General features: G+C 54.7%; 21 protein-coding genes and 1 tRNA gene. 9 read left to right on the forward strand and 13 right to left on the reverse strand.

Features of this window, described 5'->3' with window-relative positions; genetic code table 11:
• The first annotated feature begins 1375 nt into the window (after nt 1–1375).
• A complete protein-coding gene (locus DXY10_RS14585; RefSeq protein WP_170955757.1) occupies nt 1376–1546 on the forward strand; it encodes a hypothetical protein in 171 nt (56 codons plus the stop codon).
• A gap of 2269 nt (nt 1547–3815) precedes the next feature.
• Here DXY10_RS14585 and DXY10_RS08295 read toward each other — a convergent pair.
• A complete protein-coding gene (locus DXY10_RS08295; RefSeq protein WP_115018432.1) occupies nt 3816–5189 on the reverse strand; it encodes a triacylglycerol lipase in 1374 nt (457 codons plus the stop codon).
• 436 nt (nt 5190–5625) lie between these two features.
• Between DXY10_RS08295 and DXY10_RS08300 the strand changes: the two genes are divergently transcribed.
• The gene (locus tag DXY10_RS08300; protein ID WP_115018433.1) at nt 5626–5895 is read left to right on the forward strand and encodes a hypothetical protein; all 270 of its coding nucleotides are present in this window, start codon (nt 5626–5628) and stop codon (nt 5893–5895) included.
• A 273-nt stretch (nt 5896–6168) separates the two neighbouring features.
• Here DXY10_RS08300 and DXY10_RS08305 read toward each other — a convergent pair whose 3' ends face one another.
• From DXY10_RS08305 to DXY10_RS08315, 3 genes are read right to left on the reverse strand one after another with little or no spacing between them, the layout of a single operon-like run.
• Complete coding sequence (locus tag DXY10_RS08305; protein WP_198412988.1) at nt 6169–6846, reverse strand: lysophospholipid acyltransferase family protein; 678 nt, start codon at nt 6844–6846, stop codon at nt 6169–6171.
• Nucleotides 6807–7778: a phosphatidate cytidylyltransferase gene (locus DXY10_RS08310; protein ID WP_115018435.1), complete on the reverse strand. Its 972-nt coding sequence runs from the start codon at nt 7776–7778 to the stop codon at nt 6807–6809. The genes DXY10_RS08305 and DXY10_RS08310 overlap by 40 nt, the downstream gene beginning before the upstream one ends.
• Nucleotides 7775–8377 (reverse strand): CDP-alcohol phosphatidyltransferase family protein, encoded by a 603-nt coding sequence (locus DXY10_RS08315; protein ID WP_115018437.1) that lies wholly within the window; start codon nt 8375–8377, stop codon nt 7775–7777. The genes DXY10_RS08310 and DXY10_RS08315 overlap by 4 nt, the downstream gene beginning before the upstream one ends.
• A 1202-nt stretch (nt 8378–9579) precedes the next feature.
• Between DXY10_RS08315 and DXY10_RS08320 the strand changes: the two genes are divergently transcribed.
• Both DXY10_RS08320 and DXY10_RS08325 read left to right on the forward strand, forming a co-directional pair.
• On the forward strand, nt 9580–9879 hold the full coding sequence (locus tag DXY10_RS08320; RefSeq protein WP_115018439.1) for a hypothetical protein: 300 nt from the start codon (nt 9580–9582) through the stop codon (nt 9877–9879).
• A 185-nt stretch (nt 9880–10064) separates the two neighbouring features.
• Nucleotides 10065–10529, forward strand: a complete 465-nt coding sequence (locus tag DXY10_RS08325; protein WP_136989120.1) for a hypothetical protein — start codon at nt 10065–10067, stop codon at nt 10527–10529.
• Between the two features lie 47 nt (nt 10530–10576).
• Here the strand turns inward: DXY10_RS08325 and DXY10_RS14280 are convergent, their stop codons facing one another.
• Nucleotides 10577–10840: a hypothetical protein gene (locus DXY10_RS14280; RefSeq protein WP_136989122.1), complete on the reverse strand. Its 264-nt coding sequence runs from the start codon at nt 10838–10840 to the stop codon at nt 10577–10579.
• A 233-nt stretch (nt 10841–11073) separates the two neighbouring features.
• Between DXY10_RS14280 and DXY10_RS14725 the strand changes: the two genes are divergently transcribed.
• Nucleotides 11074–11271, forward strand: coding sequence for a hypothetical protein (locus tag DXY10_RS14725; protein ID WP_206749694.1), 198 nt, complete (start codon nt 11074–11076; stop codon nt 11269–11271).
• Between the two features lie 607 nt (nt 11272–11878).
• Here the strand turns inward: DXY10_RS14725 and DXY10_RS08345 are convergent.
• Nucleotides 11879–12139: a DUF1651 domain-containing protein gene (locus tag DXY10_RS08345; RefSeq protein WP_115018444.1), complete on the reverse strand. Its 261-nt coding sequence runs from the start codon at nt 12137–12139 to the stop codon at nt 11879–11881.
• A 291-nt stretch (nt 12140–12430) separates the two neighbouring features.
• Here DXY10_RS08345 and DXY10_RS08350 point away from each other — a divergent pair, with 291 nt between their 5' ends.
• Complete coding sequence (locus DXY10_RS08350) at nt 12431–12637, forward strand: hypothetical protein (protein ID WP_136989125.1); 207 nt, start codon at nt 12431–12433, stop codon at nt 12635–12637.
• 215 nt (nt 12638–12852) lie between these two features.
• Nucleotides 12853–13263, forward strand: a complete 411-nt coding sequence (locus DXY10_RS08355; protein WP_170955759.1) for a hypothetical protein — start codon at nt 12853–12855, stop codon at nt 13261–13263.
• Between the two features lie 867 nt (nt 13264–14130).
• Here the strand turns inward: DXY10_RS08355 and DXY10_RS08370 are convergent.
• Nucleotides 14131–14204: transfer RNA gene (locus DXY10_RS08370), tRNA-Arg, on the reverse strand.
• Between the two features lie 68 nt (nt 14205–14272).
• Between DXY10_RS08370 and DXY10_RS08375 the strand changes: the two genes are divergently transcribed.
• Nucleotides 14273–15067, forward strand: a complete 795-nt coding sequence (locus DXY10_RS08375) for a helix-turn-helix domain-containing protein (RefSeq protein WP_115018453.1) — start codon at nt 14273–14275, stop codon at nt 15065–15067.
• A 45-nt stretch (nt 15068–15112) separates the two neighbouring features.
• On the opposite strand, the gene DXY10_RS08380 is transcribed toward DXY10_RS08375, so the two are convergent.
• Both DXY10_RS08380 and rsmI read right to left on the reverse strand, forming a co-directional pair.
• Nucleotides 15113–15340 carry a hypothetical protein gene (locus DXY10_RS08380; RefSeq protein WP_115018455.1) on the reverse strand — a complete coding sequence of 76 codons (228 nt, stop codon included), beginning with the start codon at nt 15338–15340 and terminating at the stop codon, nt 15113–15115.
• Between the two features lie 19 nt (nt 15341–15359).
• Nucleotides 15360–16241, reverse strand: a complete 882-nt coding sequence (gene rsmI / locus DXY10_RS08385; protein ID WP_115018456.1) for a 16S rRNA (cytidine(1402)-2'-O)-methyltransferase — start codon at nt 16239–16241, stop codon at nt 15360–15362.
• A gap of 23 nt (nt 16242–16264) precedes the next feature.
• Between rsmI and DXY10_RS08390 the strand changes: the two genes are divergently transcribed.
• Complete coding sequence (locus DXY10_RS08390; protein ID WP_115018458.1) at nt 16265–17182, forward strand: 3'(2'),5'-bisphosphate nucleotidase CysQ; 918 nt, start codon at nt 16265–16267, stop codon at nt 17180–17182.
• Between the two features lie 87 nt (nt 17183–17269).
• Here DXY10_RS08390 and DXY10_RS08395 read toward each other — a convergent pair whose 3' ends face one another.
• From DXY10_RS08395 to serS, 4 genes are all read right to left on the reverse strand, one after another.
• Nucleotides 17270–19435, reverse strand: a complete 2166-nt coding sequence (locus DXY10_RS08395; RefSeq protein ID WP_115018460.1) for a polyribonucleotide nucleotidyltransferase — start codon at nt 19433–19435, stop codon at nt 17270–17272.
• Between the two features lie 161 nt (nt 19436–19596).
• On the reverse strand, nt 19597–19899 hold the full coding sequence (gene rpsN / locus DXY10_RS08400; RefSeq protein ID WP_115018462.1) for a 30S ribosomal protein S14: 303 nt from the start codon (nt 19897–19899) through the stop codon (nt 19597–19599).
• 61 nt (nt 19900–19960) lie between these two features.
• Nucleotides 19961–21052, reverse strand: a complete 1092-nt coding sequence (gene rseP / locus DXY10_RS08405) for an RIP metalloprotease RseP (protein WP_115018464.1) — start codon at nt 21050–21052, stop codon at nt 19961–19963.
• 19 nt (nt 21053–21071) lie between these two features.
• On the reverse strand, nt 21072–22349 hold the full coding sequence (gene serS, locus DXY10_RS08410) for a serine--tRNA ligase (protein WP_115018466.1): 1278 nt from the start codon (nt 22347–22349) through the stop codon (nt 21072–21074).
• Nucleotides 22350–22363: the final 14 nt, after the last annotated feature.

Here is a 22363-nt window from a genome sequence, read left to right on the forward strand (position 1 = left end):
ACTACGCCCCTGCGCCTCAGGCTCCGGTGTATCACCAGCCTGCTTATGGCTATCAACAGCAGCCGCGCTACGGCTATTGATCGATACCCAGGCAAAACGATGACTGCCCCAGCCCCGCCAGGAGCGGGGCTTCTGTTGTCCGTTCGCCAGGCGAAGCGAAGCATGGGATTTGACTGCTTCGCAACAGCTTGACTAGAACCTGCCTGTACTTCCACCAAGGCTGTGAATTGGGCTCATCAGAAGGGATGTGATCTGGAAGAAGTTGAGGGGTCACATTACACATGTCGCAGGCTTCTCTTGCTGCAAGTTCATGATGACTTCGTCTCGCTCGCAGGCTGACCTCATTCCGTTGGATCAAAATTTTGAACTGGCCGACAAGGAATGCTTTGGCATTCATGGTGGAGCCAATTAAGCATGTTGCCGGATTGAGAGTCTCAAGTCAGTGGTATTTCGCTTGGCTTGCAATCAATCCGGAATGGGTTGATCAAATACGTTTCTGCAGAACGGCTTGATTTTTAATAGTTTCCCGCTATTGATGAAGGCTTTTGCTTGACTTGCTTATGGTGTTAGTCTGCGATCAGCTTCTCGTTTTGGGTGTGACGGTGAAGTACAAATGTGATCGGGTTCTGCAAAAGTAGTTTCCGGTTTTGACTTGTGGCTGCATTATCAGTTGAATGTTAGAGGTGGCAGCGATACATCTGCATGAATCCCTTTGGCTGAGCTTTCACCTTTCAAGACTCTAAGGGCTTTTAGCATGCATCTTCTCTTCGCCTCGATCTCTGCTGGATCCTTCACTAGTACAGAGATGCAGATGTCTTGATCGTCATATGTGACTCGGTAGCCACCATCCACAGGAGCAGCCATCCATCCAGAGCCTTTTTTCAACTCTTCCGGCATGGGCTCGCATCGTCGCCTCAGAATGTTAGACGTCCTTGCTTGCTGCCGAACGGCAGCTCATCATTTCAGGTAATGCACTTTGAGCACTGCCCGTGAGTGGCCAGTGGCCACTGAGGGGGCCCTGTCTTCGTTCGGTTTGTTGGTTGTAGCAGTTGTTGCGAACGTCTTTAGGACTTCTGTTTTAGGTGGTGAATGAGGTGATGACTTGTCGATTAGTGGAGTGCTGTTGTCTCTCGATTGGCAGACCATCTCTTGATTCACCGTTGTGCTCGATACTTGGCTTCAACTGTCGCTCAGGTGTTGATCGCATCGTGGTAGAGCCGGTTCAAAGCCCCGCGAATGGCGGGGCGTTGTGCTGTGCTTCAACCTTCGGACTCGTGTGAAGTTTCGATGGCTAGAGATACATGTCTTTCAACAGAGCTGGCTTACTAAAGGCACGCCCTCCGTGAATCAATTCAAGTACAGAATCATCTAGTTCGTGCTGTACCTCCTGAGCTTTGATCTTGGTTTCCTCAGCAGCGATGCAAGGATTTTTCAGTTGGAAAGTCATCATGGTTTGGGTCGTTGGTTGCGTGAGTGTGGGGTGTTGCCCCTCGACTCCTTCAAGATCACAGCATTGCTGGTGAACCCCCGTGTGAGGCTCTGGTGAGGAGCTTTGCACTATCGGGTGAAGTTCTGGTGAAATGCTCTCCCCTCTCCCCCTGCGCTGACGGGGCATCGCAATACACAACCGCCTGATGCAGCTTGAGCTTGGCTGAGAAGGCTTGCGTTACACCCTCGTGATGGATTCGAAGCATCCATCGATTGACTGCTGAAAAGGCACATTTCAGCCCAGTCGTCGTAAGGGTTTTTAAGGGCATGACTGGGTTCTTAAGGCCTGCGCTCGATTGGGGTGCGACTCTGAAATGGACGTTTCTGGATACAGAAAACCAGTTGTACTCAGCTTGCTGCAGATCCACCGACTGCCTTGAGCGCAGTTGGTCTTGCACTTGCTTGGCGGCATCTGTCTGGTCAGTGTCCCCTTGGGTGGGCACTGTTATGGCTTCAGCGAACTGGTGGGTAGGTTGCACTTGCTGGGGTTTCGCACGACCCACCGAACGGGATTAGAAACGAGAACCTTTTCGCAGCCGTTCCCGTATCTGCAGGGGTACAGGACCAACGCGATAAAGGTGTTTTTGACAAATGACTTGTCCCAGTTTGGGGCGTCGATGCTGGGCTTATCTGGAATGAATTTCTGAACTCGCATCGTCGCGCCATCGCTGACCGCGCAGATTTCACCCCAGTCCAGCCCGTCATCGAGGACATAGTTCGTGTCGCAAGGGGTCGAAAGCACGTCGCGAAGGGCGTCTTTGCCAGAGTGATATCTACCGGATCCATCATTTTCGAGGGCTTCACGGTCTGCAGTTAAATTGAACTGAGCGTTTGCTTTGCAGGTAGCGATTGCCCCGCTCAGCGAGCTGGCGAACGCAAGCCGCTTGCGCCCATCACATCCCACCAACAGCCCTGAGCCAACTGCAATGGCGGTGATGGCACTAAATCCTTTGATTAGATCAGCGATAGCGAAAGGCGCAGTGAACGCTGCATTGAACAGGTTCTATTGAGCGCAGAATGACTTGCTTGAGATGCTGCTGCCCGCTGCAGTAGGCAGTTTAGGCTTTGCTGCTATTCAGTAGGCAATAGCCAACATCGCTCAGGGCCGGGCTACTGAATGGCACTTGGGGCATGGCTGCTCAAAGCGCTATGTCTGGTTCTGCCAGAACTACCGGCACACAATCAAATGCGGCTCCAGGTCTCCCTCGGGCTCAAGGATGCTGAAACGATTGGTAGGTCAGTGCAGGGGCAGGCAAAATATGAAATCTCTGGTTCCATTGTGAAATGGATAAATGCCGTTTTTCTTTCGTCTTGGACTCATGCAATTTAAGAAGAGTGGTTTCAAGATGCGGTGTAATTAGCGAGAGTGAATGGTATCCCAGATGGCGATTGATGGGTGCCAATGTAGTGCCTTGATGGAAGGAATTGGCCTATTGGCATTGTCGCTGAGAATCGTCCTTGCTACCGGCTGACGATCCGCGACAAAGATCTCTTTCCCAGTTCGACCCACTTCGCTTGCGCTGTTGGCATGTCGTTGATGAACCGGCAGATCTTCTGCACCTGATCGCTCAGCATCCAAGCTTTACCGTTCTTTCATTGGTGCCTCTTGCCTGCTCCTTGTTCAGTCTTGTTTGCATTGGAGATGCGTCATGGTCATTGTTTGAAAATGCGGGGTTCCACTGCAGACCATGCTGTCGTTAGCTTTTTTCCGATCACAGCCAGATCAATGATCAGCGTCGTGCGGCCGTTGAGGGTCTGGGCCAAGCGGATCATTCCATCCAGCGAGGGCTAAAGCTGGTTTTGTGACGCTAGGGGTCTGCGCCAGCTTCCGATACGGCTTGGCTCGCCTGGCGTTGCTAGAGGTTTATTGGTTGTTTGCCCCTGGAGAGCTCCAATGGAATTTCATGGGTCCTTCCTTGAGCTCCAGGCTGCTGTTGAGAAATTGGGTGTGCCCTGCCATTGGGAACACCGGCACGATTTCGAATCGGCGTTTTTTGATGATGGGGTCAGCAATCTCAAGCTGAACTGGTGGCCTTCAACTGGGGTTATCCAGATGGTTGGTGACCCTGAAGTTAGAGATGAGAGGTGGCGGCTACTTCAGGAGCTCCTCAAGCAGTAGCCAGCCGGCCTCTGGAGCCCACTCAATCTGCTTCTTTCAGGTCGGTGCCCATTGTTTGTGCCGCTTGCTCAGATGCTCACCACGCTGCAGTCGCTTTTGCCTCAGACTGCAGCCGAGAGAGTTGTGACACTGTTGATCAGTGGTGTCAGAAGTCAGTGCCCTGGCTAGGTTGATGATGCTGATCTTTTTCTGATTCCACCTGGAGTAGTTAGCCTGAATTGGCGTCCTTATTCATTTGTCTATCGTCTTTATGGTGCAGCTTGTCACCCATTTTTGATAAAGTTTCTCTCCACATGAGAATATCATAAAGATTGACGAAAAAATCGTTATTCCTTACCAGGCCCAAGTGGTTAGAGAGGAAAAATATTGCATTTTCCCATTCAATAATTGATCCTTTTTCTGGCATTTTGGTGTCTTCAATTGCATATGCACTAGCTCTTAGGACTGCCCCGTCTCCGGACTTTGTGCTCTTAAATGAAGATGACTTGGTGTCTGTATTGATATGGACTTTTGATTCTGTCGGCTCGCCAACGCCGGCAAATAAATAAAATTTAAGCCCCTTTGGGGGCTTGCTTTTTATGTCTAATCTTGAATGGAATAATTCTGCTTTTTGCAGTAGCTGTGCTTGCAGATTTTTTGCTAAAGAGTAACGTTTCTGGCTTGTGCTAGCTGCGGGGGCAATTTGAGCAAGAATTTTTTCTTGGTTTGGGTTGAGTATCCCCCAGCTCATTGCCTGCCATAGTTTTGGGTCAAGCAAGTTAATTTTCCCCCCTTCTTGATCTGTTACCTGAACTATGTCTTTGCGTGGTAAGAGCTCGTACATTGATGGCATGGTTCCGAGTACGGCGGAAGGGTATTTCAGCCATTTGATTTTATCTAAATTGAAACCATTAAGGAGATTTTTTAATGCTTCGCCTGAGCCTTTATTTGGTGGGGCAACCATGATTATATTTTCGATTTTATCGCCACCTCTCCAGTCGAGTTTGGGGGCGGTTTCATTAGTCCCTAGTCCTTGGTCTCCGTATCGTAAATAGTACCTTGCTGTAAGACACCCCATCGAGTGGCAAATGATGTTAAACTTTTGCCCCTTTTTATATAATTTCTTGCTTTCTAGTTCTTTTGATTTTGCCTTTATGAAGTTGCTTAGCTTGATGGCGCTATCAGCATTTGACTCCCGCCAGTCATAGGCGAATTCAAACATGGGAGTGTTTGTATGTGGTTTTACTGGTCTTGTTGATTGATTGTCTTTGTGGAGTATGTATCCAGCTTTTTCGAGAGAGCTTACTACTGTTGCGTAGATTGCTAGGTCGAAAGTTGAGAATGGAAATAGGTTTATTTTTATTTGTTCAATAACAGACATGGGCTTTACTTTGTTTTTGGCCTGTCCCGAAGTAGTCGAGTTGCCTGCCAAAGGTAAGGCAAGTAATTTGTTGTCTTTTTCCGTGGAAGGCCAAAAGCTGTTGTAGCCATATGATCCCCATGCTGTTTTTCCATTGCTCGCATCGACTAGCCTTGTTCCGCCAATTCCTGGAATAAGAATTATTGGATTTGCCTCTTTGGTGCTAGCCATGATCTCATCCATGAATGGTCCATGGCTCGGCGAATATATGAAATTACCTCTCGAGCATGAAGAGGTGAGGCTCGCTATAAGAATGAATAAAGCAGTCTTTTTTGGAAGTTGTGCGGCCAATTGGCTTTCAATCCGAGCTCAATTCACAACTTGATCATAGCGAAGACGCAGCAAGAGGTCCTGGCCGCTGATGCTTTCGCTTTGCTGGCAGCATTGCAGTCGGCTCAGAATGTGCGATATCAGTACTGATGTATCCCTAGGGGTGATCGCAATCGGAGTGTTCAGCGCGGCGGCCCCCATCCCGCCCCTGCGAGGGTGAGCTCAAGCTCATACTGGATCCTGGTGATGTGTTCCCAGTATTTTTCTGCTCTGGCTTTGTGAGTGTCCTGAAACTCCTGCAGGAATTCGCGTAGACCAGTTGGTATTTGCAGCACCTCGGCCTGCGGAGATGCGCTGCAACTACACAGTGATTGGCTTCTGCACTCCCAACGGGGTGGGGCTGTCCGAGTTCAAAGCGAGCTTGGCGAGCTTTGTCGCGGCAGCGATGGGCTTGTTTCCCAGGATCAACAGCTGGTCGCGCTGGACCTGGATGTCACCTTCTTGCAGCCCCAGTCTTGCTGGCGCCAGTGGATTCAGCGTCATCCGTCCATCAGGACGGCAATCCGCCACAGGCTGCGTCAACGGCACCCCGATCGGCCGCAACGCCTTCAAGTTTTAACTCAATAATCTATGGGTTCGTGTAGGTATTGGATCAGGTTTTTACGTGGCTTCCAAAAGCATTCAACTTAGAGCCTGGGGAACCTTCGAGATTGATGACTTTGGAAAAAGGGATGGGCTCAATTGAGGCAGTTATGCCCTGCGTTGTTTTCAGGACCCAAGCCGCTTGTTAAGTGTGAATAGGCAGAAGGAGTTGGAACCGATTTCCGCTTGGCTGGGTCTCGTTCAATACGCTAGATAGCCGCTATTGGCCCTTCTGCAATTCCTGATGGCTTTATTCCTGGGTAGCAGCATTGAGTTCCGTGGCCAGTTGCTTGAAGGTCTTCATCAGTTGGCTCAAGCACTGTTGTTTGTCTCCTGACCAGCGTATCGGTTCACCCACGAGCGCATCACAGAAAAATGGGACCAGCAATGCCTCACCTTTTGGTAGTGCTTTGCCAAGGCCATGCAGGAAAACCGGAGTGGCCTCTAACTCCGGGTGTCGTTGCAGCAGGTGGGCAATGCCGGAGCGCAGGGGAGTCATTACTTCAGGATCACCGCGACTTCCTTCAGGAAAGAGGATCACGATTTCATTCCTTGCGAGTGCAGCCTCAACCGGAGCAAGAGGATCGGTGCGACCACGTTTTGGGTGTCGATCGATCGCCAGGATGCCCACCAAGTTGAGACTGAACCAGGCGAGCAGAGGGTTGCTGAGGAAATAATCCGCTGCAGCCACAGCTCGTAGCTTGCTCAGCATCCTTAGGGGAAACAAACTCATCAGAACAAACACATCGAGATGGCTGTTGTGGTTGGCAACCACCAGCGCGGGGCCTCGTTTCGGCAGGCGTTGTTGATCCCGGATATGCAGGCCGATGATCAGGCTGAGAATCGGTTTCACCAGCAGCAGGAAGAACAATGCTTTCTGGAGTTGCTTCAACCGGACCACCACACGGCTCCTGAATAGGTATGCCATGGCAACAAGGCGTAAATGAAGTGAAAGAACAACGGAGCTGTGTAGGTGAGGCTGTCCACCCTGTCAAGGATGCCGCCATGGCCAGGCAGCAGTGTGCCGCTGTCTTTGATGCCTAGGTCTCGTTTCAGCGCTGAAATGTTGAGATCACCGGCGAAGCCTCCCAGGCCGATGATCAAGGCTGCCAAAGCAGCGCTCCATGTTTCCAGAGGCGTGAGCCAGGGCCCAATCAACGTTCCCACGAGCAGTGTGGTGGTGACGCCTCCGATAAAGCCAGCGCGGGTTTTGTTAGGACTCACCAACGGTGCAATCTGATTGCGCCCAATGCTGCGCCCCCAGATGTACTGGGCGATGTCGTTGAGTTCGGTCAGCACCACCAGAAACATCACCAGGCCAGGTCCCACAATCTGTTCAGGACTGTCTGGCAGTCGAAGGATCAACAGGAAGGCTGCATGACTCAGACAGAACACCGTGGTCATTAACCCCCACTGGATGGTCCCTGCTGCCTTGAGGTAGCCATCGGTCTTGCCAATGCTGAGCATTCTCAGCGGAAGAAGTAGGAAGCAGAACACCGGAATAAAGGCAAGAAACATGCCGTACCAATGCCATTGCACCCAGAGAAATTGCAGCGGAATTGCCATGTATGCCCAGAAGAGCACCCGACGATCCGCACGACGCGTTGGGATCAAGGAGAAGAATTCCTTGAGGGCCAGAAAGCTTAAAAATGCGAAGAACAGCAGCGACCAGACGCCTCCCAGAAGAATCCCCATTGCGAACACCCCCACCATCTGCCACCAGGTACGTAACCGCAGCCAGAGATTTTCGTGAGCATCGCTTGGGTCTGATCGACGCAGTCGCTTGGCTATAACCGTGGCGATCGACAGGATCACGATGATCACGACGAAGGTCACTATCACTGGCTGGAGCATGGTCATCGGGTGATAAGAGCAGCTCGGGAGCGTGTCACCACAGTCATGGTGGCAAGCAGGCACAGCCCCGCCAGCACGATCGAGAACCATTCGCCGGCAGGAATACCAAGTCCCAGCAGCAGTGCCAGTAGACCAAAGGCGAAGGCACGATCGCTCTTGCCGAGCGGGCCGTCATAGCGGCGGTCTGCACCGATTTGCACCGCCACGACACCTGCCATTTCGCTGATCACTCCAAGCAGCACCGTGAGGGCGAGAAGCAGGGGCTGAACACCTGGCAGCAGACCGAAGGGCAGATACATCGCCGTGTCGGAGATCACATCTCCCAATTCATTCATCAGCGCACCGCTTCGGCTGCTCTGCTTGAACTCCCTCGCGATCATTCCGTCGAGTGCATTGAGCGCCATCCGAAGCAATAGGGTCGGTGGAATCACCAGTAGGAGAGCTGGGTGATCCGAAGCAGCGATCACCACCGCGCCGCTGATTAGGCTGAGAGCGATGGCAGCAATGGTGATGCCATTCGCGGTTACGCCGCTGCGTACAAGCCTCGAAGAGAGTGGTCTCAATAATGCCTGAAAACGCGGTTTGAGCTGATAGATCGTTGCCATCGAACCTGTGCTGATAAGGCGAGTCGGGCCATGCTCGCTTGCCAGGAACTTACCCACTCTTATTGACTGCGACTTTGATGGCGCCGCCATTGCTGTGGATAAATTATGGTTTTCATAACCAGCCGCAAGATGCCATAGCGATGTTTTCTTTCTTCATTAAAGAGTTTTATGCCCTGCCGTGCGTTCAGAATTCAGTCTGTGAAAGCCGCTTGCATAACCAGCTTTGGGGCTAGCCTAGGCGAGGGTGATTTGATCACAGTTTTGTGCACAAAAAAATAAAAGTGGCTCTCAGCTTTTCCGAGAACCCTTGCTGTAACTAACGCCCCTTGATGGATTCGAGCCGTCGACCCACTGATTAGAATGCAGATGCATTTGGTCTTGAAAGTCCCTTGAATTACTACAGTCTGCTGATTATTGGCTGTACACATTTGCATTCTTGTTTGTAATCTCGGGGCTACGGCAGCTATTTGCAGACGCTCAGGGCAACTGCTTCGGTGGTATTGGCTCTTTCCGGGGCCAGGAATCGGCGATCAGACCACGCTGCATGTGATGGAAAAGCATGACAAAGTCACTGCGCCATCCAGGCCGGGGACGCGATGCTTAAGGCAGGCTGGAAGCGATGTGCACCACGGTGGAAATGGTGATCAATCGGCCTCAGAGCTTGCCGACCCACTGGCAGAACTTTAGGTAGGCCGGAGTTCCGATGACAACGACTGCGACTACTGCGAGCAAGGTCATTTGACTTGTATCTGGGACCTTTCACCATCACTGTGATTGCCACCCAACTCATTGATCTGGCTCAACGGTTGCTTTGATCTTGGTCACACCCCAACGCGTGCTGCCCAGGCATTTCATGGGATCTAACAGGATTAAGTTGTCTTCTCCCGCCGCATGAGCAGTCCAAGGGCAAGGCCGCCCGCAATCGAATGCAGCGTGCTGCGAGCTTTGTCTACTTGGATTCGTGTGTAGGCCCTTGGTTCGCTCAAGCCAGTAGTTGTATGGCTTTTTGCTCCGGCCATTGTCGGTGAGTGAGAGCTGTCAGACAGCAATGGAGCAGAGCAGAAGGGCAGTGAGCTTTGTTTTTGGCTTCCTGTGTTCAGCCTGCGTCTAGAGGCGGGCTGAACACATCCCCTCAATGGGGGGGGCGAGTCACCCCTCAATGCAATTTTTCGTGAGATGATTGCTTGAGATGAATTCATCAAGTGGCTGCCACCTACCTCAATAACGTTCGAGTGCGCTGTAAGGAGGGTTGCGAGGAAAAGTTCATCGCAGAGACAGAGCAGTGGGTTAACCCTGAGGGGATGTTGGATGCCTACTGGGCAAAGACAGGAGAGCGCAGCTACTGCTTTGTAGGCCTATGGGAAAGCGAGGAAAAGCTGGTCGCAGCCCGTCCGCTCATGATCGAACACCTGAACCGGGTTCGTGATTTCTTTGAGGAGCTATCTTCTGATCTTGGTGTCACCGATCCAGTTTCGGGATCAGTGGTGACTCATAAAAGCTGATCACAGACTGTCAGCGCACCCAGCCGCAATTGAGCTCCGCTCCCATGCCTCGATGGCGTTGTGGAGGTGCATTCTCGTTGGGTGCTCCGGCATTGTTGATTTGTTCGAAATAAGCTGATGCAGGCCATTTCCAGTTGAGGGACTTGGCTTGTTTGACCTACTATTCTGGGATCTCGCTTCTGTCGATGAAATCTTTTCTAGCCCTAGTCTCTCTTTTGCTCTCAGCGTCTCCTGTCTTTGCTGATGACTTTGTTTATTTAAAATGTGAAAATAAGATGACGCTTATTTCCACAGAGGTGGGAACTGAGAAGCTTCTCAATAGAGAGACTAAATCAGAGACGGTCTACTTTAAAATTGATCCTGCTGGCAAAAGATTTACATCCTATAATCCTTCTTCAAGTCAACAGGTGCTCAAGTGGAATGAGGCTGCCGTTGTGGGCGGCGCTTTAAGGGCAAGCCTTTCTGAAAACAATGAGGCTTTGCAAGTTGATGGAGAGATTGTTGTTGAGTTTCAGCCGGCGGGTAAATTGAATTCCCAGGTTTTGGCTGTTGCTTTTGGAATGATTTCGTCTGATATTGATATAGTCGGTGATTGCGTGGCTGTGGCCGAATCAGTGTTTGCAGAGGTTTTGAAGGAATCCCAAAACTGATACGCAAGGTGCTCGCCTGTGATCAGGCCACTGCGCTGAGCAGTGGATTAATGAGCCTCACCCCACGTCTCAGCAACATTGCAATCTGCCTCCAAGGGAATGCCGCCGAGGTATTGATCCTTGACCTTCTGGGAGGTCATGGGCTCCAGAGCAATTCCCTTGACTTGATCCACCAAATGCCTGGGCACTTCAAGCAGGATCTCGTCGTGGATCAATCCGACGATGTGAACACCAGGGAATGGATCTAGAGCTGGCCAGAGGTAAGCAAGTGCAGCAGCGTGAAGCGGGGCTGGCTGCACAGCTGAAGGCATTAGAAGACGGCGCTGGTGACCTCCAGCGCAGGGGCAGCTACCTTGTCTGAAGCCTCAAAGCGGACAGTCAGTGACAAAGCCCCTTCTACGAGCGGGGTTTTCGTTGTCTTCGTGCGTTGACAGCCTAGGTGGTGAGATGGGTCTGGATCAATCACCAGAGCTTCACCAGAAGCTACTGATGCAATCACCAGAACCATGCAGTGGGACTCACCAGAAGGGGTGTGATCTTGTGAATGTCGGAGGAAACACCACCGACCCCACACACCCAACTGACTTTTAAAACCATGACTGAACTCAACATCCAAGCCCAAATCATCGAGCTGTCTGATGACCAATTAGAACTCGTCGAAGGTGGAAGTGTCGTTCGGGTCGGCTATGAAGTGGAACGATCGCACAAATTCCTAGCCAACCTGTGGCGGCAATGGAGTTGAACGATCTATCTCTCCTGCAATTCGAATGGGCGAATAGTTGTCGGCGGACGCTACCCCTGGCAATGATCCCTCACCAGCCCCGCCAAAAGTGGGGTTTTTTGTTGCCTGCTCGGTAGTAACCCCAGCCCCCTCAATCCTGCGGATCGACTTGGCTGAAGGGATAGGAGCGCACTTCTTATTGGCTTTGCTGAGATTCAGGCAAAGGAAAGCGCGACATTGAGCGAGAGAGCTCCAACAAGGAAAAATGCGGCCAAGAGAGATGCCTTTGGAACCATTCTCACAATCGCTAAGCCAACGATTGAGAAGGCAGCTGCGATGAGTAAGGCCGCGAAGTCAGGTTGCACCTCTCTAAATGCTTGGTGGTTTGATAGCTGCAGCACCGATGTGACCGAGAGCGGGAGTAGGTGCCGCAATGGATCCCCACTCATCTCAATATCTCCCCCATTTGGGGGATGGAAAGGGTGGGGTGCCGCGGAGAGGGTGAAAGGAGTTCAGGAGATGTGGAAATGCCCCTTCTCACACTCGCCGCAGTCGTTGCCATCGGAACCCCTGCCTACTTGAAGTTCTGCCAATGGGTCGGTCAGCTCTGATTCCGATTGATCTCTAATCACCACCGTGGCGGGCACGGTTGCCAGCCTGCCTTCAGCATCGCTTCCCAGGCATCGATCGCGTTGTGGCGCAACATACGCCTAATGATCGGGCGGCCTTTCGCAGACAGTGATCTGGTCTCGACTTCCACCCACTTCGCATGGGCTGTAGGCATGTCATTCCTGAACCGGCAGACCTTCTGTTGCTCAATACTCAGCAGCCAGCCTTCCCCGTTCTTCGGTGCGTGGCGATCAACGAGCGGGCGGTCCTTGCTTGGCATCCCCACAGGATGGCGAAACAGCCTTGGCTGCTGGGAGCACTGAAAAATCCCCCATTTGGGGGATGTGGGATGTGAGGAGTGAGGTCTGCCCTCAAATCAACTCTCCTGCCAGGCTTCGTCTACATGGCTCCCAAGTTCATGCCTAGAAGGCCCAGAAGGACTCCTGGAATTGTTACGGGGATCTTGAACCTGGAGGGAAGGGAGAATTGCTCTCTATGAGCGGCAATACAGGCCTAGTAGCGAATTTCCTCTCCATTGCTAGAAATGTTGGTACCACTGGTTTCTATGACCATGAGTGACTACTGGGCAAACCGCATGACCGTTCCCGTTGTCCGTGCCAAAGAGTTTGCAGAGCTATCCGCTTGCTATCAAGAAGCACTCAAGGACCGTGGTGCACTGGATTGCAAATACAAGCTCTGGTCTGAAATGACTGCTGCAGAGAAAGCCAAAATAGCCAAAAGACTGCCAAGCATAGCCAATAACTGGTATGTGAATTGAAACGAGTTGGGATATCCATTGTGGTCGCACTTTTGCGCGGAGATATGGCCTGGCCCTTACAGCACTGAGGTCTACATTGCTGAATTGAGGCAGCGGATTGAGGTTTCACAAAGGAGCCTCATGTTTGCCAGATAAATCGAAGCGGTCAAAACCGGTAAGACCTTATGAAAAACCTTCTAAGTGCTGCTTTAGCCAGCGTTCTCATGATGCCTCTCATGGCACGCTCCGGCCCTCCTCCCGACAAACTCCTCTGCAAGTTCGAGCAAGCCGAAAAGGAATGGCAATATTCGTGGGACGAGACAAAATCATCATCCAAAACACTGCCTGCTTGGGATCTGATAGTTGAAGTGCTTAGCAGAAAAGTCAAGCTGACATACAAGATATTTGGAATGGATACGAATAGCACTGAGGAGTTCGATGCGACTATTAACAATGCCTACATCAAGTTCTTAAGTGAATTCAAGGGTGAGTACGGCACAAAAGAACCGTATATTCAGGAAACAGAGATGATAAAAATCGTCATCGACAGGAGAGCAAATAGCTTCACCTGGGACAAGCGCTGGGACAGCGATGACACCTCGTATAAATACTGGAAAGCAAGCGGTACCTGTAAGCCGCTCCGGTAAAACCAGTTCGATAGTTCAGGCATTCGGCGACAAGGATCAGGGGCAAAATATCAGTAAAAGCATCTTACTCAACTTGACAGCTCGGGCTTGGGCACACCCATCTGCTTCTTAAAACCAGGCAATAAAAACCCCGATCTTGGCGGGGCATGGTGTTGTTCATTGCTTGTCATTGGCTCAGATGTCGTCACCGCCTGAACCTGCACTACCGCCTGTATGAAGTTGTAGGTATATACCCATGTCGGCTTAATTCAATCATAAAAGCGAAAGCGAAAATCAATAGTGCATATTGTTTCCATTCCTCTAGCTCGGTAATTTTGTCCTCAAGTTGTTTCAACAATAAAAACAGTAGGTAAGCGAGAGCAATTAAGAGTAGAAGGCTCATCATTGACTTGAATATGCGAAGAGCAGAGCCGAAGGAGTTCAGCTAATGCACTCAAGATCTCTTTGATCCATAAATTAGTTGATGAGGCGTGTCTCAGGCCTTAGTGATATTGGTCAAAGATGATGCCAGGTCATCAAAAGCCCCGCACTTGGCGGGGCGTGATTGGTGTGAGGTGTTTTGTCGGGAGATCGATAGCGACTACTCAACGCCCCCTGCTTTTCTCTCTGATGCCCGGTCCCAGGGTATTGACGCGGCCAATTCAGAAGGCTGGCTGCAAAACTATAAGGAGCGCCTTGTGGTGCGGTTCTGGCCAAGGCGCACAACAACCCTGGAGCAGTCGTGGCCTTCATCCTTTCTGGCTGAAGGTCTTCAGGACTGTGCCCGCGAAATTTCAGCGTCATCCCAGGGATTGTTTGTACGCACAAAAAAAGATCAAACATAAAAATGGGCTCCCAGCTTTCGCTAAGAACCCTTGCTGTAACTAACGCCCCCTGATGGATTCGAACCATCGACCGACTGCTTAGAAGGCAGTTGCTCTATCCAGCTGAGCTAAGGGAGCATGGCGCCATATTGACAGTAGGGAGAGGGGTGGCGCCGCCTAGGATTGGTCTCTGCGTAGACCATGGAATGGCCCCGAGCCGGCTTAACGACAGCCAGAAGCAAGAGCTTGTCGAGCGTTATTGCGCCGGGGAAGCCAGTTCTGCATTGGCTACGGCTTTCGCTTGCAGCGTCAACACCGTCAGTCGCACGGTTCGTAATTTGCTGCCTCCAGACCAATACGACGCCCTCAAGACGGCCCGAGCCAAAGGGATGGTGGCTGCCCCTGCAGCGGCTGCTGAGCCATCCCCCAAAGCCGTGGTGGCGGCTACGGAGAAGGATGCGTCCGCTGAGTCCCCTGCGGTGTCCAGTCTTAGTGAGCCTGAAGAGGGTTCTCGACCTGATCAGACTGATGCTGCTGAGGACGCAGTTCAATCCCTCGCGCTCGATGATGCTGATGATTTCAGCGTGGATGACGAGGAGGACAGCCTTGGCGAGGAAGACGATCCCGCTAATCAGTTCCATGAAGTGGCCATCCTCACTGGTGTGACGCACCATGACAGCCACGCACCCGTTGCCTGTCAGCCGATCGGCCCAGGGGTTCTGCCTGACAGTGTTTATATGCTCGTGGACAAAGTGGTGGAGTTGGATCCTCGCCCCCTCGCTGACTTCCCTGAATTGGGGACTCTCGGCTCGGCTGAGCAGGATCGTCAGGCCCTCTGCCTTTACTCCAGCCCACGCATGGCCAAGCGTCAGTGCGGACGCAATCAACGCGTGATCCGTGTGCCGGACACCAGTGTGTTCACGCGCACCAGCCGCTATCTGTTGGCTCGTGGAATCACCCGTCTCGTCATGGAAGGATCATTGATCGCTCTCGACAGCTGAATCTGTCCCTGCTTGGCATCGCCTTCGCAAGGCGATCAGATGCGATCACTGTTGCTGCTCAGGAAGCAGGATTGCAGCCAGACTCCCGCCACTTAGTACACCCAGTACGGCGCTGACGCCCACAATGAATCCTGTGGGCAAGGGTGCCGTGCGACCGATTCCTAGCGCAATCGCGCGGCGCTCGTTCAGGTTCTGAGCTCCGAGGCAAAGCACCAGCAGCAATAAGCCGGCCCCGCCGCAGCTGAGCAGAAACAGGCGCAGGCGCTGCAGCATGGAACCACTAGGACTGCATTCAGTCTGAGCCCTGCCCGTCTGTCTTGCTTCCCTCGGTGTGAAGGAGGGCGTAAAGCTCCCGCTTCGCTCGACCACTGCTTTGGGCTAGTTGTTTTGCTGCTGCATTGGCACTGAGCCCCTGGTGGATCAACTTGTTCAGCTCCTCCAGCCAATGCTGATCATCGTGCTCAATGGCTGCTGGCTCCTGAGACCCACCCAGAACGAGGGTGAATTCTCCCTGGGGTTTGTGGCTGCTGAAGTGAGTGAGGGCAGCCGCAATCGTTGGTCCCACCTGCTCTTCGTGCCGTTTCGTCAGTTCGCGAGCCACCTGGAGGGGACGCTCGCCGCCGCAGTGATCGCTCAGTTCTTCGATCAGCTTGAGCAAACGGTGAGGTGCTTCGTAGAGCACGGTGGTGCGTGGATCAGCCGCAATCGCCTTCAGGCGTTCACGACGCTCTTTCGCCTTGGTTGGCAGGAACCCTTCGAAACAGAAACGACCACTCGGTAGTCCACTGCTCACCAATGCGGTGGTCGCGGCGCAGGGGCCGGGGATGCAGATCACCTGCCGTTCTGCTTCGCGGGCTGCGGCCACCAGCTCTTCTCCAGGATCGCTGATGCCAGGGAGGCCGGCGTCACTAATCACGGCCACGCTCTGGTGCTGGGCGAGCAGTGCGAGCAGCTGGGGGATCCGACCACGGGTGTTGTGCTGGTGAAAGCTCAGCCGCTTGCCAACGGCTCCGAGACTGCTAAGCAATTGGCCGCTGTGGCGGGTGTCTTCGCAGGCGATCACATCGGCTTTGGCCAGCACAGACCGGGCGCGCTCGGACAGGTCTGCTAGATGGCCGATTGGTGTGCCCACCAGATAGAGCACCCCTGGTGCGGGCTCCGCTCCTTGCTTCACAATGACTCAGCCCAGACTTATCCATGATGCCGAGCGCGCCCACCCTCCCTGCCGGCGTCAGTCAGGAATCCCTCTTGCAGGCACTCCGCCCCCTGTGCTGGGGTGCAGCTGACATTCTTCGTGCCTACGCCCGAGGTGAGCAACCTCCCCATGGATTTGCCAAGGCCCTGAGTGTGGATCACGGCGGCGAAGGACCGGTCTCTGCCGCTGATCTGGCCGTGAACCAGTGGCTCTTGGATGGACTTCAAAATGCGTTCCCGTCCGCCGGTTGGACCCTCCTCAGCGAGGAGACGGCGAAGGAGCAGCTCACCGAAGGAGTGCCGTTGGCTGCGGAATGGCTATGGATTCTCGACCCTTTGGATGGCACTAAGGATTTTCTTCAGGGCACGGGTGAGTACGCCGTTCATCTCGCTTTGGTGCATCAACAGCGACCTGTGGTGGGCGTGGTGTTGCTTCCAGAAGCCGAGGAGCTCTGGTTTGGTGTGGTGGGTGACGGCACCTGGTGCGAAAACCGGGAGGCGGTGCGCTCCGAGGTGCGATTTAGTGATCGCCTCGCTCTTTCTGATCTCACCCTGGTGGCTAGCCGGAGCCACAGGGATCAGCGCCTGGAACAGCTGATTGAGGCACTGCAGCTCGGTGGCTCGAAGGCGGTGGGAAGCGTTGGCTGCAAGGTGGCCACGATCCTGCGCGGTGAAACCGACTTATATGTGTCTCTGTCTGGAAAAAGTGCCCCCAAGGACTGGGATATGGCGGCTCCAGAAGCCGTGTTGCTCGCCGCCGGAGGTGCTTTCACCCACGCCGATGGTCGTGCATTGCTCTACAACACCGGCGATGTGAGGCAGGCAGGCTGTCTGATCGCCAGCCATGGCAAAGCTCACACCAGCTTGTGCGAGCAATCGGCCGAAGCGATGGCCCTGATTGATCCAGGCTTTCCGGTTTGAGCGGTGTGATCTCGCCATCAGCCCATCAAAAATCCCGGACCTCACAACCAAGAGTTGGAGGCCCGGGATGAAAGAGATCCCAGTGGATCAGGTGAGTGGTGCTACCGGGGTAGGGGCAGGCTCAGGTGCTGCCTCTTCTCCGTTCTGAGGCACACCACGCAGGGTGAGGTTGATGCGGCCGCGGTTGTCGATTTCGCGTACGCGCACTGTGACTTCGTCGCCAACTTTGACGACGTCTTCCACCTTCTCCACGCGGGCTTCGGAGAGTTGGGAGATGTGGATCATCCCTTCCTTACCTGGGAGGATCTCCACGAAGGCACCGATCGGGATGATGCGGGTGATCGAGCCTGTGAACATCTCGCCTTCGTTCACCTTGCGGGTGAGCCCTTCAATGATCTTCTGAGCTTCCTCGGCGGCTGCACCATCGTGGGAGGCGATGGTGACGATCCCGCTGTCTTCGATGTCGATCTTGGTGTTGGTGCGCTCAGTGATGCCTTTGATCGTGCGGCCGCCGGGTCCGATCACCGTTCCGATCAGTTCAGGGTCAATCCGGAAGCTGAGCAGGCGCGGGGCATGAGGGGATAGGCCCTGACGGGGTGTGTCGATCGCCTCCATCATCTTTTCAAGGATGTGCAGGCGGGCAGGGCGGGCCTGGTTGACGGCATCGGCCACCGTGTTCACTGCCAGACCGGTCATTTTCATGTCCATCTGGAGGGCCGTGATGCCCTTGTCGGTGCCGGCCACCTTGAAGTCCATATCGCCCAGGAAGTCTTCAATGCCCTGGATGTCGGTGAGAATCCGCACCTCATCACCTTCCTTGATCAGTCCCATGGCAGCACCGCTGACGGGTGACTTAAGAGGGACACCGGCATCCATCAGTGCCAGGGTGCTGCCGCAAACGGAGCCCATTGAGGTGGATCCATTGGAGCTCAGCACTTCGCTTACCACTCTCACCACATAGGGGAAGGTGTCTTTGGCAGGGAGCACGGGCATGATGGCTCGCTCCGCCAGGGCTCCGTGACCAATCTCGCGGCGACCGGGTGAGCGCATTGGCCGGGTCTCGCCGACTGAGTAGGGGGGGAAGTTGTAGTGGTGGAGGTAGGTCTTCTCTGTATTGGGGTTGAGGTCATCCATCTCCTGGGCATCGCTTGGTGTGCCAAGCGTTGCTGTCGAGAGCACCTGGGTGAGACCCCGTTGGAACAGGCCGGAGCCATGCACACGTTTGGGCAGGACCCCAGCGGCTGCACTGATCGGACGCACCTCATCGAGGGCACGGCCGTCAACGCGCTTGCCATCCTTCACGATCTGCTGACGCATCAGCTTCTTGGTGAGGGCCTTGAAATGATTGGCCAAGGCTTTGCCGTTGGCATTCACTGCGGCGCGCACCGGATCATTTTCTTTGAGCCCCTGGATGGTCTCAGCGGTGGATGTGCGGATGGCGTCGAGTTTGTCGTCGCGCTCGCCCTTGGTCTGCTCGAACTGCTTGAGTACCTCGCCGATGGCCTTGGTGCAGTTCTTTTCCAGGTAGGTGGGCAGAGTGGAATCTTGCTCCGGGGTGGATGGAAGGACCTGCTCGATTCCCGCATCCTTGAGGATCGATTGCTGGGCTTTGATCAATTCGCAGACGGCTTCATAGCCGAAGTCGATCGCTTCGATCACGTCCTGTTCAGGAAGCTGGTTGGCGCCGGCTTCCACCATCACGACGCCGTCCGGTGTGCCGGCAACGATCAGATCGAGATCACCGCGCTCGATCTCGCGGTAACTGGGATTGAGTACAAAGTCGTCGCCTAGTAACCCCACGCGCACAGCCGCCATCGGGCCGTTGAAGGGAATGCCAGCCATCAGGGTGGCCAGAGAGGCCCCGGTTACAGCAAGGACATCGGCAGGAACCCGTTCGTCCAAAGACATGCAGGTGGCGACGACCTGGAGGTCATCACGCAGCCAACTGGGGAACAGTGGCCGCATCGGGCGGTCGATCAGGCGGGAGATCAGCGTGGCTCGCTCAGGAGGCCTGCCCTCCCTCCGCATGAAACTGCCGGGAATGCGTCCGGCGGCGTAGAGGCGCTCTTCGTAGTCACAGATGAGGGGAAGGAAATCGATTCCTTCGCGGCCTGAAGAACGGGTGGCGGTGACCAGAACGGAAGTATCACCGCATTCAATCATGACCGAACCACCGGCCTGAGGGGCATATCGCCCAGTGGTCAGCCGGATCTCCCGACCATCGAAGGAGATCGACTGTGTCTGACCTTTCACGTGTGTTTATGTCTTTCTGTCAACCAACAGTCTCGCACTTGATAGGAACGATTGGCGATGGTTTGGCAAAAAAAAGGAGGTTGAACAGCACCTCCTCGATCATTTGTTAGAGCACAGACCATGCCAATCCGTCATTCCATGACAGGTCGAAGCTGGAAAACTCACCAGCTGGACTTGACCACGCCTGGAAGTTCTCCCTTGTGAGCACGTTCGCGTAGCTGGTTGCGGCAGAGGCCGAAGTCGCGATACACACCGCGAGGCTTACCCGTGGCCCAGCAGCGGTTCCGCATGCGGGTAGGCGCACTGTTGCGGGGGAGGGCTTGAATCTTGCGGTGGATTTCCAGGCGCTCCATCGGGTCCTTGGATGCGTTGAATGCATCCATCAGGGCTCCGCGCTTGGCCGCATAGCGCTCAACCATTTTTTTCCGCTTGGCATCGCGGGCAATCATCGACTTCTTGGCCATACCGGCTGGCGTTCTATGCGGACGGATCAACCACGATACCTGTTCACTCGCCCTCAACCTCTTACTGGCCCATCAGTCGCTGAATCAACGGAAGCTGACTGGTGTCCCGCACGATCAACACCACGCTCAGGCCTAGCAGGAGCAGCAGTCCAGACTGCATCACGGCCATCTGAAAACGATCCGGCAGCGGCCGGCCGCGCACACCCTCGAGCAGCAACAGAACGAGCTGACCGCCATCGAGCAGAGGCAGGGGCAAGGCGTTGAGCACGGCCAGATTGATCGAGATCAGAGCCGTGAAGAGCACCAGGCCACCTCCGCCTTGGCTGCTGAGCTGGGCACCCATTTCCACGATCTTCACCGGGCCGCTGACTTGCTGCGCGGTCTGGCCAAAGTTGGTGATCAGGCCGCTGTAGCCCACAACGGTGTTCTTGATTAATCCTGCGAACTGGGTGGTGCCATATGCCACCGCTTCGAAGGGGTTAGACGCTGGATGAAGTGCCCCAGTGAGGTTGGCCTGCAATTGTGCGCCAATCCGGCCCTGGCCATCCCGATCGGCGGGAGTGAGTGTGAGTTGGCGTTCGCTGCTGCCAGCACGATTGCTGCTGCTCACGAGCTCGAGGCTTTGGCCGGGTTGCGCCTGGATGTGCTCCACCAAGCTCCGCACTGCCTTTTGGCCGACGCCGAGCGGGGCTCCATTGAGGCTGAGAATTCGATCGCCTGCCTGAAGGCCTGCTTGGGCTGCGGCTTCTCCTGGCTGTACAGCCACCACCATCACCCCCGGCTCCGGAGCAGAGGGAATCCCCGCGAAGGTTGATTGGCCCACCAGGATCACCCAGGCCAGCAGCAGATTGGCCAGCACGCCGGCGCTGATCACCAGCACCTGCTGGCGAATCGGTCGGTTGCGCAGCAGATCAGGATCATCGTCCGGAATCGTGCTGTTTTCATCATCGTCGGGGAATGACACGAATCCACCGAGGGGCAAAAGGCGCAGTGCATAGGTGACTCCCTTGCGTTCGTGCTTAATCAAGGCTGGTCCGAACCCCACGGAGAACCCGTTGACGCGGATGCCCTGCCCGACGGCGGCCAGGAAATGGCCCGCTTCGTGGATCACCACCAGCAGCCCCAGGGCTAGTAGTGCAGCAAGAACGTTCACGCGGTCGTTATCAGGATCGTCATTCTGGCTGGAGACGGTCGGCGCCGAAGTAGGGCGCTAATGCTTCTGGCAGAAGCACGCTGCCATCGTCTTGTTGGCCGTTCTCCAGTAAGGCCGCCATCGTGCGGCCGATGGCCAGGCCGCTGCCATTGAGAGTGTGCACCAAGCGCGTGGCCTTGCCTTCTTTGGTGCGGATCGAGGAGCGGCGAGCCTGGAAGTCGCCGCAGACACTGCAGCTTGAGATCTCGCGGTAGGCCCCTGCCCCGGCCAGCCAGACTTCCAGGTCGTAGGTGCGGGCAGCGGAGAAGCCGATGTCGCCGGTGCAGAGGTCCAGCACTCGATAGGGCAACTTAAGGGCCTGGAGCACCGCTTCGGCATCGGCGGTGATCTGCGCGTGGGCCTGGTCTGATTGATCGGGATGGCTGAACCAATACAACTCCACTTTGTTGAACTGGTGCAGGCGGATCAGCCCACGCGTGTCCCGGCCGTAGCTACCGGCCTCTCGGCGGAAACAGGGGCTGTAAGCCACGTAGCGGACCGGGAGTTGATCCGCCGGAATGATTTCGTCGCGATGGAGCGAGGTCACCGGAACTTCGGCGGTGGGTGTCAGCCAGAGGTCGTCGTCGGCGCAGCGGAAACTTTCTTCGGCGAATTTGGGTAGCTGACCCGATCCCTGCAGGCTGGCGCTATTCACGAGCACCGGCGGCAGCACTTCCTTGTACCCCTTGCTGCAGTGCAGGTCGAGCATGAAATTGATCAGTGCCCGCTCGAGCCTTGCGCCCTGGCCCATCAGGGTGACGAAGCGACTCTGAGCGATCCGCACAGAGCGCTCTGTTTCGAGCAGGCCAAGTCGATCGGCGATCTGCCAATGCTCCTCCAGGCCCTCGGCTTTACGGGGCTCACCCCAGCGGCGCACTTCTTTGTTGTCTGCTTCACTGCGTCCCTCGGGGCAGTCAAGAGACGGCAGGTTTGGGAAGCTCAGGAGTTGCTCGCGCAGCTTTGAGGACAGCTGTTTCTCCTCCTCCTCGAGCACGGCCACCTGCTGCTTGATGGTGTTGCCCCTCTGGCGTAACTCGGCGACTTCACTGCCCTTCGGGTCGGCACCAGCTTTGATCTTCAAGCCGACCTGTTTGCCGACATTGTTGCCTTCTGCTTGAAGGGAGCTGCGTCGTTCCTCGAGATCGCGTTGTTGGTTGGCGATCAACTGCAGGCCGGTGAGGTCGACATCCAACCCTCTGCGCCCAAGCTGTTGGGCAATGAAATCGGGGTTGTCACGCACCAGGCGCTGATCAAGCACGGCGGTTTGGATCG

It is taken from the genome of Synechococcus sp. UW140 (assembly GCF_900474295.1).
GTDB lineage: Bacteria > Cyanobacteriota > Cyanobacteriia > PCC-6307 > Cyanobiaceae > Synechococcus_C.

Excerpts from the sequence above, each read along its gene's own strand:
- DXY10_RS08310 (WP_115018435.1), bottom strand. The coding sequence starts at position 7,778 with ATGACCATGCTCCAGCCAGTGATAGTGACCTTCGTCGTGATCATCGTG.
- DXY10_RS08355 (WP_170955759.1), top strand. The coding sequence starts at position 12,853 with ATGGCACGCTCCGGCCCTCCTCCCGACAAACTCCTCTGCAAGTTCGAG.
- DXY10_RS08350 (WP_136989125.1), top strand. The coding sequence starts at position 12,431 with ATGAGTGACTACTGGGCAAACCGCATGACCGTTCCCGTTGTCCGTGCC.
- DXY10_RS08305 (WP_198412988.1), bottom strand. The coding sequence starts at position 6,846 with ATGGCATACCTATTCAGGAGCCGTGTGGTGGTCCGGTTGAAGCAACTC.
- DXY10_RS14280 (WP_136989122.1), bottom strand. The coding sequence starts at position 10,840 with ATGCCTTCAGCTGTGCAGCCAGCCCCGCTTCACGCTGCTGCACTTGCT.
- DXY10_RS14725 (WP_206749694.1), top strand. The coding sequence starts at position 11,074 with ATGTCGGAGGAAACACCACCGACCCCACACACCCAACTGACTTTTAAA.
- DXY10_RS08345 (WP_115018444.1), bottom strand. The coding sequence starts at position 12,139 with ATGCCAAGCAAGGACCGCCCGCTCGTTGATCGCCACGCACCGAAGAAC.
- DXY10_RS08300 (WP_115018433.1), top strand. The coding sequence starts at position 5,626 with ATGCGCTGCAACTACACAGTGATTGGCTTCTGCACTCCCAACGGGGTG.
- rpsN (WP_115018462.1), bottom strand. The coding sequence starts at position 19,899 with ATGGCCAAGAAGTCGATGATTGCCCGCGATGCCAAGCGGAAAAAAATG.
- DXY10_RS08380 (WP_115018455.1), bottom strand. The coding sequence starts at position 15,340 with ATGCTGCAGCGCCTGCGCCTGTTTCTGCTCAGCTGCGGCGGGGCCGGC.
- DXY10_RS08325 (WP_136989120.1), top strand. The coding sequence starts at position 10,065 with ATGAAATCTTTTCTAGCCCTAGTCTCTCTTTTGCTCTCAGCGTCTCCT.
- DXY10_RS08390 (WP_115018458.1), top strand. The coding sequence starts at position 16,265 with ATGATGCCGAGCGCGCCCACCCTCCCTGCCGGCGTCAGTCAGGAATCC.
- DXY10_RS08315 (WP_115018437.1), bottom strand. The coding sequence starts at position 8,377 with ATGGCAACGATCTATCAGCTCAAACCGCGTTTTCAGGCATTATTGAGA.
- DXY10_RS08295 (WP_115018432.1), bottom strand. The coding sequence starts at position 5,189 with ATGGATGAGATCATGGCTAGCACCAAAGAGGCAAATCCAATAATTCTT.
- DXY10_RS08375 (WP_115018453.1), top strand. The coding sequence starts at position 14,273 with ATGGCCCCGAGCCGGCTTAACGACAGCCAGAAGCAAGAGCTTGTCGAG.